Genomic DNA, 13,959 nt, shown 5'->3' with positions numbered 1-13,959 from the left:
GTGATCACCAAGGCGGGTGCTGCCGTCCTCAGCGGCTCGGTGGCGCTGTACCTCGCCGGGTGGATCCTCGGATGGACCCCGCTCGTCGCGATCGCGGCGGTGGGCCTGCTCGCCGCCGCCAGCGCCGTCGTCTGGGTGCTGCGCCGCCACGATCTCGAAGTCGCCAGGGAGCTCACCAGCAGCCGGGTCGCCCGGGGCGACGCCGCCCGGGCCACGCTGCGGATCCGCAACCGTTCGACGTGGCCCAGCCCGCGCATGTTGGCCGAGGACCGTGTCGGTGCCCAACGGGTGCCGATCATGGTGCCGCGGTTGGCCGGTCGGGCGACCGCCACGATCGAGGTGCCGCTGCCCACCGATCGGCGTGGCGTGCACCAGATCGGACCGCTGCGGGTCGAGCACGCCGATCCCTTCGGGTTGGTGCGCCGGGATCAGGCACTCGGCGGCGAAGCCACGTTGTGGGTCCGGCCCCGACTCCACCCGCTGCCCCTGTTGCCCACACGCCGGTCGCCGAGCCTCGAAGGACCGATGGCCGACACGGTTCCCACCGGCAGCATCACGTTCCATGCGTTGCGCGAGTACGTGCGCGGCGACGATCTGCGCCACATCCACTGGCGGTCCACCGCCAAGACCGGCACGTTGATGGTCCGCGAGCACGTCGACACCAGCAGGCCGGACACCACCGTCCTGCTCGACTTGTCGCCGGCTGCCTACGACGCCGAGCAGTTCGAGGAAGCCGTCGATGTCACCGCATCGGTGCTGTCGTCGGTCGCGCTCGCCGGATTCCCTGCGCGCCTCGCGTCGACCCGGCGGCTCGAGGTGGGCGACGGCACGACGTGGGTATCCCCCGATGCCTTTCTCGACGAGCTCGCCGCGGTGCAGCCGACCGAGGGACATGCCCTCGCGCGGTCCCTCGACGACCTCCGCCGAGGACGGGGATCCGGCACGCTCGTGGTCGTGACCGGCTCGGTCGCCGATGCGGCCCGCGGGCGCTTGGCGGGCTTGCGGAGCTCGTTCGACCGCGTCGTCTACGTCGTCGTGCGTCCCGGCGCGACGAGCGTGCTGCCCCGGCGGCCGGGCGTGGTCGAGGCCCAAGGCGCCGACGGCGCGGCGATCGCCGCCGCCTGGGCCGAAGTGGCGGTGCGGTGATGGCATCGACCTCCACGGTGAGCGGGCCGGCGTCCGAGCCACCAAGGCGCTCGGCGGGCGCGGCCGAAGGGCGGCGGGCCGGCGCCAGCACGTTCCTGGTCATCGTCGCCTCCGCGGCTGCCGGCCTCGCCATGACCCCGGTCTTCGGAGCCCGCCCCTTGTGGCGACCTGTGCTCATCGGAGCGATCGTGCCCGCCACGGTCATCGCGCTGCTGCGACCGCCCCGTGTCCGTCTGCTGGTCAGTTCGACCGTGGCTGCTGCGGCCGCAGCCGTCGCATCGGGGCCGGCCGTGTTCCGCTCGACGACGGCCGCGGCGATCTTTCCGACCGGTGCCACGCTCCACGCGCTCGGCGACGGCTTCCAGAACGGCTGGGCTCGCATCCTCACCGCCGCACTCCCGGCCGACCCGTCGCCGGCCCTGCTGTTCGTGCCCTTCGGGCTCGCGGCACTGTCAGGGTGGATCGGTACCGAGCTCGCGCACCGGACCAGGTCGTCGGTGGCGCCGACGGTCCCTCCGGTGCTCGCGCTCGTCACCACGCAGGCCTTCGTCATCGCCACCGGCACGTGGTCGCGGACCGCCGTGGTCGTCACCGTCCTCGCAGCGGCGGCGATCGTCCTCGTCCGCTCTCTGCCCCAGCCTTCGAGCGCTGCGGGGCTGCCGGTCTTCGCGGCCAGGCGGCTCCTGCGGGGGGTCCCGGCCGCCGTCGCCCTCGCACTCGTCGCCGTGCTGGCCGCGCCGCACCTTCCAGGTGCAGCGCGCGCCAACCCGGTCGACCCCCGCGAGCACCGGCGCCTGGACCCGCCGCCCCAGTCGGCCATCAACCCGCTGACGCAGCTCTCCTTGCGGATCGAACAACCCGACCCGGTGCTGTTCACGTTCCGTGCAGACGGCGACCCGCCGCCGCGGCTGCGTCAAGTCGTGCTCGACCGCTACGACGGCACGGAGTGGTCGACGGCGGCCGACTACGTGGCCGCGGGCCAACGCCTCCCGCCGGGTCCGCATCTGTCGGTGGCGCGGCGGGACGTGACGCTCACCATCCGCGTCGGCAAGCTCGACGGGATCTGGTTGCCGATCCCCGACGGCGCGGCCGCACTGTCGGGGATCCCGGCCGCCTGGGACGGGATCCACCAGGTCGCCGCGGTCGCCAAGGGTGAGGTCACCGCCCGCCGCTACACCGTCCAGGCCAGCGTCCCGGAGCCCACGGCTGCCCAGATCCAGACCGCGCCAGTGACGCGCGACGCCGCCGACCTGAGGCTGCCCCAACCCGTCCCGAGCGCACTCGGCCAGCTCGCCCAAGTCGCCGTGCGCGGCGCCAACTCGCCGGCCGAGCGGGCCAAGGCACTGCAGCTGTACCTTCAGGCCCGCTTCCGGCTGCCCAAGCCCGGCACGGGCGCGCCGAGCGGCCACGCGTACGGGAACCTCACGTACCTCGTCGACCAGGCCCGTGGCGACTTCCTCGGTACGCCGGAGCAGTTCGCTGCCACTTACGCCGTCATGGCGCGCTCGATCGGTCTGCCGACCCGGGTCGTGGTCGGGTTCCACACACCCCAGCCCGACGCCGGCGGGATGTACCGGGTCCGGGCCGGCGACGCGACAGCCTGGCCCGAGGTCGACCTCCAAGGAGTCGGCTGGACCGCGTTCGACCCCGACCCGGGCCCCGCGAAGACCGCGAGCCAACGTCAGACCGACCCGCCAGGCGCGCACGACGCGTCCGATGCGGTCCACACCAACCAAGGCGACACGAGCACTGCCAAGCGCACGCCGGCTACGCCGCATCGCAGATCGCTCCGGTCGCACGGATCCAGTTGGTGGTGGGCCCTGGTCGCGCTGGGGGCGCTCGTGGTCGCGGCGCTCGGCCTGCTCGGTGGCCGGCTCGCGGTGCGCCGGAGACGAGCCATCCGCCGGCGCCGGCACCGCGACCCGCTCGTGCAACTGCGAGGGGCCTGGCAGGAGGTGACCGAGGCCCTGCGCCGCGACGGGATCGAGGTACCGCCCTCCACTGGCGCCGCCGCGCTGCAGGCCACGGCGTCGGCCAACCTCCCACCGGAGAGCGGACGTCCCGTGGCGGACTTCGCCGACCTGGTCAACCGCACGATGTTCCGCCGCGGCGGCCCGTCGCCCGCCGACGCCGCCGAGGCGTGGACCCACGTCGACGCCTACCACGCCGCCCGCCGCCATTCACGCGGCGGCACCACCCGACACCGCCACAACCCCGCCGAGCTGTGAGCAGTTGACCACCTCCCAGGTGGTCAACTGCTCACAGCAGGGGGGTTCTGCGGGGGCTACGGCGTGGGGGCCCTTTGGACCTTGGCCGCCGGGATGCACGCTTGGCCGAGCTGGTGGGGCTCGGCGTTGATGTCACGGAACCCGATGAGGATGAAGCAGTACTGCGTGCCCGGGACGAGGCCCACGATGTGCGTGTGGTCGCGGGCGTCAGTCTGGATCGACCCGCGGTCGGCGACCTGCGGATCCGCGGTCACCACGTACTGCGCTTTGGTGTTGGTGTCCTTCCACGTCAGCCGCACACCTGTGCCGTTGGCGTCTCGCACCGCCTTGAACGGCGCCACCGAATGCCACACGGTCGCCACCTTGCGGGCGGTGGTCGGGACCGGCTTGTTGCCCTTGTCGCGGAACAACAAGAGACCGCCCACCACGAGCCCGACGACCACCACTGCGCCAATCCCTGCAACGAGCCAACGGCGGCTGTTCGCTTCCTCGTCGCCGCCGTCGCTGGTCGCTGGCTCGCCCCGTGGGCGCTGACGGCCGACGACGACGGTGTCGCTGCCTTGATAGGAGCCCGGCCGGGCCCAGGGGCTGGCGCCACCCGCGCCGGCATGCGTGGCACCGGCCTCTTGGGCGCCAGTGGGCGTCGGGGTGCCGGCACCGCTGCCAGCGGACGCCGCCGCGGCAGCGACGGGCGGTTGATCAGCAGCGACGGGCGGTTGATCAGCAGCGACGGGCGGTGGATCAGCAGCGACGGGCGGTCCAGCTGGCAGTGGGAGCCCTGGCGATGCCACCGAGGACCGGCCGGGCCGCACGGTCGGCGTGTCCACCGTGCCCACGAGAGAGGTGTCATCGCCGGTGGCACCCGACGGCACAGGCCGTGCCTCCGCACCGGTCCCGGCGCCCGGCGGGCTCGGAGGTGCCACCCGATCGCCCCACACCACTTCGGTGACCGGGAGGCCGACCGTCCGTTGCGCCTCCTGGAGCGCCTCGCCGAACGCCAGCGCGCCGGGGTAGCGATCCTCGGGTCGCTTGGCCATCGCCGTCTCGAGCGCCGCCTCGAGCGCGGCGGGAATGTCGGGCCGACCGATCCTCGGCACGGGAGCCGACAGGATGCGGCGCAACAGACCGAGCACCGAGCCATCGTCTTCCACCCAGAACGGCGGCCGACCCGAGAGCAGCGTGTACAGGGTGGAGGCCAGCGAATACACATCGGACGCGGTGGTCGTCGGCTCGTTGTCGATGACTTCCGGAGGTGCGTGGTCAGGTGTCAGCGCGCCGAGGGTGACGGATTCCTGCCGCCCGCGATCGACCACCGCGATCCCGAAGTCGGCCAGCGCGGGTTCTCCATAGGCCGACATCAAGATGTTCCCCGGCTTGACGTCACGGTGGAGGATCCCGTGACGGTGCGCCGTCTCGAGCGCACCCGCCATTTTGATGCCGATGTCCAACACGTCAGGGACCGGCAGAGGCCCTTGGCTCACCAGACGGTCGGCGGTCGAGCCCGACAGGAACGGCATGGCGAGATAGGCCTGACCGTCGCTGGTGAAGCCGGCATCGAGGACCGTGACGATGTACGGATGCCCGGTGAGCCGACCGGTCGCCTGGATCTCACGGGTGAAGCGCTGCTGCGACCGATGGTCGGTGAGGTCGACCGTGAGCACTTTCACGGCGACCGTGCGGTCGTAGGCTGGCTGGTACGCCTCGTACACCTGGCTGAACCCGCCGTGCGCGAGCTGCCGGCGGAGCTCGTAGCCGGGGATGCGTTGGTTGCCTTGAGGAAAAGAAGTGCCGGGCGTGGCCACCAGTCGAAGGTCTCCAGATGCGCTGCGGGCCAGACCAGTCTGCCTCAGGCAGTGGCCAGGCCAGCGCCGTTCGTCGCCGTGACGGCCCTTCGGCCGATCAGGTGGCGGCGGCCAGCCCGCCGCCGGGCGCCGCCGACAGGTGACGCAGTGCGACCGCCGCGTGCAGCGCGACGCCGAGCGGGAGGGCCGCCTCGTCGAGCTGCATCAGGTTCGAATGGTTCGAGGGCGCCGTGGCGGGATCCATGCCGGGTGGGCAGGCGCCGAGAAACACCATGCAGCCCGGGACGCGGTCGAGGACCTCGCCGAAGTCCTCCGCGCCCATGACCGGATTGGGCACCGGGATCGCGACCCGCTTGTCACCGAGGAGGTCACGGGCGACCTCGGCCACGCCCTGCACGAACCCCCCGTGGTTCGACGTCACGCGGTAACCCGCGTCGATCACCACCTCGGCGGTGGCCCCATGCGCGGCAGCGACCCCCGACGCCACTTCGCCGACCAGGCGGTGTGCGTGGTCGCGGGCCTTGTTCGACGTCGCTCGTATCGTGCCGCGGATCCGCGCATCGGGGGGGATCACGTTGGTGGTGGTGCCTGCGTGCAGCTCGCACACCGAGATGATCACGGGGTCGAACACGTCGACTCGCCGGGTGACCGCGGCCTGCAGCGCCATGACGATCTCGCAGGCGATCGGAATCGGGTCGAGCGCCTGGTGGGGCAGCGAGCCGTGCCCACCCCGCCCGTGGACCGTCACGGTGAACTCGTCGGCCGACGCGAGCATGGTGCCGCCCTTGCCGACCACGAAACCGGTCGGCGCCGACGGGGTGATGTGGATCGCGAACGCGCCGGTGATCGTGGGGTCCCTCGTGCCGTCGGGCAGGTCGAGCAGGCCTTCGGAGATCATCAGCGAGGCGCCGTTGAACCCCTCCTCCCCTGGCTGGAACATGGCCATCACGCGACCGTGCAGCTCGTCACGCCGGCCTGCCAGGACATGCAGGGCACCGACGAGCATGGCGGTGTGGGCGTCATGCCCGCACGCGTGCATGCGACCGTCGAGCTCCGAGGCGAAGTCGAGGCCCGTGTCCTCCTGCAGCGGGAGTGCATCCATGTCGCCGCGCAACACGATCGTCGGACCGGCGTGGGCGCCCTCCAGGGTCGCGATCACCGACGTCGTCCGCTCACCGGTACCGACCTCGAGGGGCAGCCCTTGGAGCGCCTCGAGCACCGCAGCCTGGGTCTCGGGCAACTGCAGGCCGAGCTCCGGTCGGCGGTGCAGTTTGCGTCGCAGCGCGGTCACGTCGCCCGCGGCCGCTTCCGCACCGTCGAGAATCGATTGCATCGCAGCCGTGATCGCCATGGCGGCACGGTACTGCGCCGCCCAGGCGTCGGTGCCCCGCGCTCAGCCCGCCGGGCCGGAGCGCGTGCGGCGGGTGCCGTCCGGCGTCGAGGGCAGCGGTGCCGACGACGTGCGCGGGCTGCCGGCCGGACGACCGGATCGGCCACGCGACACCTCGACCGCCTCCGCGAGGGCTGCGGCGGCGCGACGCAGCGATCCCGGCGTGAGCGCGGCGTAGCCCAGCACCAGGGCGGGTGGTCCGGGCTTCATGCGGTACCGGGCCAGCGAGCGCACTTCGACTCCTGCGGCCCGCGCCGCCGCCACGACCGCCGCTTCTTCCACGTCGTCGGGCAGCGTCACGACGACGTGGAGCCCGGCCGAGGCCCCGAGTACTTCCGAGTCAGGCAGCCGGCGACGGATCGCGGCCACCAGCGCGTCGCGGCGCCGCCGGTACTCCGATCGGGTGCGACGCAGGTGTCGGTCGAGCCCGCCGTCGCGCAGGAACTCGCCCAAGGCCACTTGGGCGGGAACGGCCGGCGACAGATCGTCGACCCACCGGAGGTCGGCGAGCTCGGCGATCCACTGGTCGGGACCCACGAGCCACCCGAGCCGCAACCCCGGCGCGAGGCTCTTCGACAGCGAGCCGCCGTGCATCACCCGCTCGGGCGCCAGCGGTTGCAGCGAGCCGACGGGGGCCCGGTCATAGCGGTACTCGGCGTCGTAGTCGTCTTCGATCACGACCCCGTCGACCTCCCGCGCCCAAGCCACCAGCTGCTGACGGCGCTCGGGTGCGAGGACGACCCCAGTCGGGAACTGGTGCGCCGGCGTCACGAGCACCGCCCGGCACTTGGCAGCACGCAGCGCCGCCGTGTCGATCCCGCCGTCGTCGACCGCGACCCCCTTGACCCGGAGGCCATTGGCCTCCAGCAAGGTGCGCTGGTTGTACGAGCCAGGGTCCTCCACCGCGATCGTGTCGGTCCCCCGCCGCACCAGCCAGCGCGCGATCAACGCGAGCCCGTGGGCCAACCCGCTGCAGATCAGCACGCCGTCCGGTGTGGCCGTGACCCGCCGGACGCGGCCCAGATAGGCCAGGACCGCGTCGCGGGTGGAGGCGAGGCCGCGCGGGTCGCCGTAGCCCAGATCGGTCCACGGGAGACCCCGCAGCCCCCGCCGCGCGCTGGCGAGCCACTCTTGTTGGGGGTAGCGCGACAGATCTGGTTGACCGGGCCGGAGATCCCATCTCGGTCCAGGTGTGCGCGCCAGCGAGGCAGCGGGCGGCTCGGGAACGCCTCGCGCCGCGTCGGCCACGCGGGTGCCGGAGCCGGGCCTCGAGTCGAGCCACGCTTCGGCGACCAACTCCTCGTACGCGTCGACCACGACCCCACGCGAGACCCCGAGATCGGCTGCCAGGCGCCTCGAAGGCGGGAGCGCCGTGCCTGGCCGCAGCCGACCGCTCACGATGCCATCGCGAAGCGCCGTCTCCAGTTGGCGGTGGAGCGGGACGCTGCTCGATCGATCGAGCGGCACCAGGAGCTCAAGGGAAGAATTGGTCCTCTCTTCACGCACCGTTGTGGACCCTACCCTCGGTCCATCAGGCCCGTACCTTGCAGCCATGGAGAAAGAACGCCTGCTCGGCTACAGCGCGGCCGTGTGCTCGACCCTCATGGTGGGTATCGCCGTCGCGGGCATGGTGTGGCTGAACGACTACCCGGTTCTCGGTGGGCAGGCGGCGCGCTACGGCTTGGCCGGAGCCCTGCTGGTGGGCGCGGCCGGCGTCCTCGGCAAGCCGCTCCCCCGCCCCACTTGGCGCGAGGCCGGCTACCTCGGTCTGCTCGCGGCCACCGGACTGGTCGGCTTCAACTTGTTCCTCGCCGCATCGCTCCACCACGCTGAGCCCGCGGTGCCCGGCCTCACCGTCGGCGCGGTGCCGGTGGTGGTCGCGCTGCTCGCCCCGCTGGTGGCACGACGCCGACCCGCTCCCCACCGTCTTGTCGGCGCGGCCGTGGTGGTGGCCGGCGGCGCCGTCGTACAGGGCGCGGGGCACACCGACGGTACCGGCATCGCGCTCGCGCTCGCCACGATGGCGTGTGAAGTGGCGTTCACGCTGTTGGCCGTGCCGGTCCTGCCCCGGCTCGGACCGTGGGCCGTGTCGGCTTGGACGTGCCTGCTCGCTGCTCCCGTGCTCGGCATCGCCGCGCTCGTCGCTGATGGCGCGCACAGCCTCCCGGTCCCGACCGGGTCACAGCTGGCGATGATCCTCTTTCTCGCGATCGGATCGACCATGGTCGGCTTCGTGGCCTGGTACAGCGCGGTGGCTCGCATCGGCGCCGACCTGGCTGCGCTGGTGTCCGGCGGCGTTCCCGTGGTGACGCTCGCCGGTGGCGTGCTGCTCGGCACCGGCACGCTCTCTGCGGCAGGCCTCCTCGGCGCCGCGATCGTGACGGCCGGCCTGCTGGTCGGACTACGGCCATCGATCGCGTCGCCGCGGCGCCGGTGGGCCCGGGCGCTCGGGGCAGCGGGTCGCACCTGGCTCGACTTCCTGGAGCGCGAGCTTTCCGGGGCGCGCCGATAAGGTCGACCCATGCGTGCTGACGACCTGCTGGCTCTGGCGCCCGACGAGCTGTTGCGCCGGGCCCGCGAGGTCCGCGACGCCGTCTACGGCACCCGGGTCACGTACTCGCCAAAGGTGTTCATCCCGCTCACCAAGCTGTGCCGCGACCGCTGCGGCTACTGCACGTTCGCGCAGCCACCGGCTCGCCTCGAGTCCCCCTACCTCTCACCCGAGCAGGTGCTGGCCATCGCCAAGGGTGGCGCCGCGCACGGCTGCCACGAAGCGCTGTTCACGCTCGGCGAGCGCCCCGAGGAGCGGTATCCCGTCGCCGCGGAGTGGTTGGCTGCCAACGGCTACTCCTCCACGATCGACTACATCGCGGCCATGGCCCGCCTCGTCCTCGAGGAGACGGGCCTGCTGCCCCACGGCAACGCCGGTGCGCTGTACGTCGACGAGCTCGCGGCGCTGCGATCGGTCGCCCCCTCGCAAGGCATGATGATCGAGAGTCTGAACGGCGATCTCGCCTGCCACCGGGGCTCGCCCGACAAGGAACCCGCCCGGCGGCTTGCCACGCTCGAGGCCGCGGGCGAGCTGCGGATCCCGTTCACCACCGGCATCCTCGTCGGCATCGGTGAGCGCCGCGACGACCGCGTCGCCGCGCTCGAAGCCATCGCGGCGTCGCATCGCCGCCACGGTCACGTGCAAGAAGTCATCGTGCAGAACTTCCTGCCGAAGGCCGGCACGAGCATGCACAGCGCTTCCCCGTGTCCGCCCGACGAGTTCCTCGACGCCATCGCGCTGGCGCGCCTGATCCTGCCGGCCGAGATCCACCTCCAAGCCCCGCCCAACCTGTCCGACGACTTCGGCATCCTGCTCGATGCCGGGATCGACGACTGGGGCGGGGTGTCGCCGGTGACGGCCGACCACGTCAACCCTGAACGCCCCTGGCCCGCACTCGACCGGCTGCGCGAGGCCACCGAAGCGCGTGGCCACACGCTCGCGCCACGCCTCACCGCCCACCGCGAGTTCGTGCTGGCACCCGACAGGTGGTTCGACGAGGGTCTGCGCTTCGCCGTCATGGACCGTTCCGATGCCGATGGGCTGGCCCGCGACGACCCCGGGTCGTTCTACCCGGAGCGGATCCAAGAGGCGGTCGACGCCGGCACGGGCGCTGAGGTCGTCCAGATCGGCCGGCGCAACACCAGTTGGTACTCGGGTGGCCAGGGCCACCCGCCGTCCCTCATCCCGGCCACTCCGTCCGCGCGAGGGGCCGTCCGCGAAGTGCTCGACGGGGTGCTCCTCGGCCAGGAACCCGGGGTCGAGGAGTTGGTGGCGCTGTTCCGTGCCCGCGGCCCCGAGGTCGCCGCCGTCGCCGATGTGGCCGACGAGCTGCGCCGGGCGACCGTGGGCGACGTCGTCACGTACGTGCACAACCGCAACATCAACTACACGAACGTCTGCACGTTCAAGTGCAAGTTCTGCGGGTTCTCGAAAGGTCCGTTGTCGCTCAACTTGCGGGGCACCCCATACCTGCTCACGCTCGACGACATCGCGGGCCGTGCAGCCGAAGCGGCCGCCATGGGCGCCACCGAGGTCTGCCTCCAAGGTGGCATCCACCCGAAGTTCGATGGTGACTACTACCTCGACGTGACCAAGGCCGTGAAGGCCGCTGCACCCGCCATCCACGTTCACGGCTTCACGGCCTTGGAAGTCACCGAAGGCGCCCGACGCCTCGGCGAGCCGCTGGCGGAATATCTGCGGCGCCTCAAGGACGCCGGGCTCGCCACCTTGCCAGGCACCGCCGCCGAGATCCTCGACGACGACATCCGCGCGGTCCTGTGCCCCGACAAGGTGAACACCGAGGAGTGGCTCTTCGCCCACCGCACCGCGCACGAGATCGGTCTCCGCTCGAACATCACGATCATGTACGGCTCGGTGGAGCAACCCGTCCACTGGGCGCGCCACTTCGTGCGCACGCGCGACCTGCAGCGCGAGACCGGCGGCTTCACCGAAGTCGTCCCTCTCCCCTTCGTGCACATGGCGGCACCGATCTACCTCCAGCGCAAAGCACGCCGCGGCCCCACCTTCCGTGAGACCTTGCTGATGCACGCCGTGGCCCGCATCGCCTACCACGGCCTGATCGACAACGTGCAGGTGTCGTGGGTCAAGCACGGCATCGAAGCCTCACGGCAGTTGCTGCAAGCCGGCGCCAACGACCTGGGCGGGACGTTGATCGACGAGAACATCTCCCGCGCGGCGGGCGCATCGCACGGCCAGGCCATGGACGAGTCCGCGTTCCAGGCGCTGGTGGAGCCACTCGGCCGGCCCCTCGAGCAGCGCTCGACCCTGTATGGACGACCAGCCTCCGCCCACTGACCGTCCGCCGGTTGCCTGCGCCATCTGCGGGATGGAGCCCGGCCCGGGCGAAGGCGACCCGCCACTGGCCTGGTCCTCCGAAGCCGGCCCCGACGGCCTTCGTTGGGCGTGCCCGGTGTGCACGCGCGACCACGTCCGCTCCATCGAAGGCAAGCTCCAGCAGGACTGGTGGGACCTCGACGCCTGATCGGCGGTGGCGTCCGCCGTCAGCTTCGCCCGCAGGCTGCGCGCGGGGACTCGGCGGTCATGCCAACCTTGAGCCACCATGACGAACGTCGGAACCACGCCCGGACGTCGGACCACCGGCGACACAAAGCTCGATGCCGACCTCGAGAGCCTGCTCGACGATCTGCAAGTCCGCACCCACCGTGACCTCGTCTTCCAGATCTTCAGTGACGGTGCGAGGTTGGCCACCGACGGTGCGACTCGGCTCGACCTCAAGATCTCGGCTGCCGCGCTCAATGAGATGCGAGCCGCGTTCGAGATGTTCGCGCCGTGGCGGGCGTACCCGAAGGTCACCATCTTCGGGTCGGCCCGCACCAAGCCCGCCGACCCGCTCTACACCCACACCCGCGACGTGGCACGCGAACTCGCGCAGCGCGGGTGGATGGTCGTCACCGGCGCGGGACCCGGGATCATGGAGGCCGGCATGGAAGGGGCGGGCCGCGACCACTCGCTCGGGGTGAGCATCCGCCTCCCGTTCGAGGACTCGGCCAACGACGTGATCGAAGGCGACCACAAGCTCGTCTCCATGAAGTACTTCTTCACCCGCAAGCTCATGCTGATGAAGGAATCGAGCGGGTTCATCGCGCTGCCCGGCGGGTTCGGCACGCTCGACGAGACCTTCGAGCTGTTCACGCTCCAACAGACGGGCAAGGCCGTGCCCGCACCCACCGTGCTCCTCGACACACCACACGGGGGGTACTGGAACGCGCTGCAGCACTTCATCGACCGGAACTTGGTGCCCGCCGGCCTGATCAGCCCGGAGGACACGAGCCTCTACCTGATCACCGACGATGTCGTAGCGGCGCGTGAGGAGATCCTCGGCTTCTACCGCAACTACCAGTCGATTCGATGGGTGGGTGATCGCCTGGTCGTCCGCATCAAGGCCGAGCCAACCGACAAGGAGATCACCGAGCTGAACGAACGCTTCTCGCACCTGTGCGCGAGCGGCCACATCGCGCGCAGCCAGCCGTTGGCCGCCGAGCGTTCGAGTGACGACAGCCTCGACTTGGCCCGCGTGGTGCTGCGGTACGACCACCGCAAGATCAGCGCGCTGCGCGGCTTGATCGACGCGCTGAACGCCCTCGACTCCGCGCCGACCACCGAGGCTGCTCCGCCACCGCCGGACTGAGTCCCCCCGATGGCCGCCCTGTCGGCGTGGTCAGCCGCCCGCAGGCTCCACGTCATCGGGTTCGCGCAGCAGGTTGACCGCCTTGTCGACCGCGCGACGGGCACGAGTGAGGCGCCGCTCGTCGACCGGCAGCTCCGTCCCACCCGCGTCGATCGACTCGCGCAGCCGCACAATGGCGAGATCGGCAAGCTCCTCGGCGATCCCCTCGAGGCGCGTGCGAATGTCGTCGAACTCACCAGCCATGCCGGCATGGTGCCAGACCCACGCTACGTTGACCGAGATGACCCGCGACAGGTGCCGCCGATCGGGTTACGACGGCGACGTGGTGACACCCCTGTGGTGACCCGCCTGCCCGACCTCTCGGATCCCCACGAGTGGATCTCCTTCGAGGATCCTGACGAAGAGCGCACCTGGGTCTTCGATCTCACCTTCCTCACGAGCAACTGGTCGTGCATCTACGGCCGTGGCTGCCAAGGTGTCCTCACCGGGCCCGCGCCCGAACTGGAACAGGGATGCTGCTCCTATGGTGCCCATTTCGTCGACGACGCCGACCGCGAGCGCGTCATCCGGCACAGCGAGCGCCTCGATTCCGGCCAGTGGCAGCACCGTGCCGAAGCGGCGCGCCGGGGTGGCCCTACCAAGGTCGACAAGTCCAGCGACGCGGTGACCCGTCTCGTCGACGACGCGTGCATCTTCTTGAACCGGCCGGGCTTCCCCGGCGGTGCCGGCTGCGCGCTCCATCGCGCCGCGCTCGAGGCGGGCGAATCCTTCATCGAGTGGAAGCCCGAAGTGTGCTGGCAGCTTCCGCTGCGCCGTCACGACGACACCGACCAGCACGGGTATGTCACCTCGACCGTTCGCGAATGGAAACGCCGCGATTGGGGCGAGGGCGGCGACGACTTCCACTGGTGGTGCACGGAGTCGGGCGAGGCGTTCGTCGGCGAGCAGCCGGTGTACCTGACCCTCCGTGACGAGCTGGTCGAGTTGTGCGGACCTGCGCCGTACGAGCTGTTGGTGCGCCACATCGAGTCCCGCATCGCTGCCGCGACTGACCCCGCCGACCCCGGCCCACGCATGGCAGAGGTGTTCCTCCCTCACCCGGCCGTCCGCAAAGGCTGACCGCCACGGCGACAAGCAGCGGCTGCCCACTGCCCGCCCCCTCTGACGGCGGG

At 71.4% G+C, this 13,959-nt stretch carries 11 protein-coding genes; 7 read left to right on the top strand and 4 right to left on the bottom strand.

The annotated features are described in order from the left end of the window. Together VHA73_08130 and VHA73_08125 are read left to right on the top strand one after the other, a co-directional pair. Positions 1–1,146 (top strand): DUF58 domain-containing protein, encoded by a 1,146-nt coding sequence (locus VHA73_08130; GenBank protein ID HVX17987.1) that lies wholly within the window; start codon positions 1–3, stop codon positions 1,144–1,146. Then, entirely contained in the window at positions 1,146–3,374 is a 2,229-nt protein-coding gene (locus VHA73_08125) for a transglutaminaseTgpA domain-containing protein (protein HVX17986.1), read from the top strand. Before VHA73_08130 ends, VHA73_08125 begins: the two co-directional genes overlap by 1 nt. 56 nt (positions 3,375–3,430) lie before the next feature. Here the strand turns inward: VHA73_08125 and VHA73_08120 are convergent, their stop codons facing one another. From VHA73_08120 to VHA73_08110, 3 genes are all read right to left on the bottom strand, one after another. Beyond that, positions 3,431–5,176: a serine/threonine-protein kinase gene (locus VHA73_08120; protein HVX17985.1), complete on the bottom strand. Its 1,746-nt coding sequence runs from the start codon at positions 5,174–5,176 to the stop codon at positions 3,431–3,433. 97 nt (positions 5,177–5,273) lie between these two features. Then, positions 5,274–6,527: a M20 family metallopeptidase gene (locus VHA73_08115; protein ID HVX17984.1), complete on the bottom strand. Its 1,254-nt coding sequence runs from the start codon at positions 6,525–6,527 to the stop codon at positions 5,274–5,276. A gap of 42 nt (positions 6,528–6,569) precedes the next feature. Then, entirely contained in the window at positions 6,570–8,072 is a 1,503-nt protein-coding gene (locus VHA73_08110; GenBank protein ID HVX17983.1) for a PLP-dependent aminotransferase family protein, read from the bottom strand. Positions 8,073–8,118: 46 nt separating this feature from the next. Here VHA73_08110 and VHA73_08105 point away from each other — a divergent pair, with 46 nt between their 5' ends. From VHA73_08105 to VHA73_08090, 4 genes are all read left to right on the top strand, one after another. Next, positions 8,119–9,078: a DMT family transporter gene (locus VHA73_08105; protein HVX17982.1), complete on the top strand. Its 960-nt coding sequence runs from the start codon at positions 8,119–8,121 to the stop codon at positions 9,076–9,078. 9 nt (positions 9,079–9,087) lie between these two features. Further along, entirely contained in the window at positions 9,088–11,433 is a 2,346-nt protein-coding gene (gene cofH / locus VHA73_08100; GenBank protein HVX17981.1) for a 5-amino-6-(D-ribitylamino)uracil--L-tyrosine 4-hydroxyphenyl transferase CofH, read from the top strand. Positions 11,434–11,464: 31 nt separating this feature from the next. Continuing rightward, positions 11,465–11,620 carry a hypothetical protein gene (locus VHA73_08095; protein HVX17980.1) on the top strand — a complete coding sequence of 52 codons (156 nt, stop codon included), beginning with the start codon at positions 11,465–11,467 and terminating at the stop codon, positions 11,618–11,620. Positions 11,621–11,698: 78 nt separating this feature from the next. Continuing rightward, on the top strand, positions 11,699–12,787 hold the full coding sequence (locus VHA73_08090; protein ID HVX17979.1) for a TIGR00730 family Rossman fold protein: 1,089 nt from the start codon (positions 11,699–11,701) through the stop codon (positions 12,785–12,787). 30 nt (positions 12,788–12,817) lie between these two features. Here VHA73_08090 and VHA73_08085 read toward each other — a convergent pair whose 3' ends face one another. After that, entirely contained in the window at positions 12,818–13,030 is a 213-nt protein-coding gene (locus VHA73_08085) for a hypothetical protein (GenBank protein ID HVX17978.1), read from the bottom strand. 96 nt (positions 13,031–13,126) lie between these two features. On the opposite strand from VHA73_08085, the gene VHA73_08080 reads away from it, so the two are divergent. After that, positions 13,127–13,906: a hypothetical protein gene (locus VHA73_08080; protein ID HVX17977.1), complete on the top strand. Its 780-nt coding sequence runs from the start codon at positions 13,127–13,129 to the stop codon at positions 13,904–13,906. Positions 13,907–13,959: the final 53 nt, after the last annotated feature.

The sequence above is a fragment of the Acidimicrobiales bacterium genome (assembly GCA_035547835.1).
In the GTDB taxonomy this organism is placed as follows: domain Bacteria; phylum Actinomycetota; class Acidimicrobiia; order Acidimicrobiales; family Iamiaceae; genus DASZTW01.
This window is presented reverse-complemented; position numbering and strand designations above follow the sequence as displayed.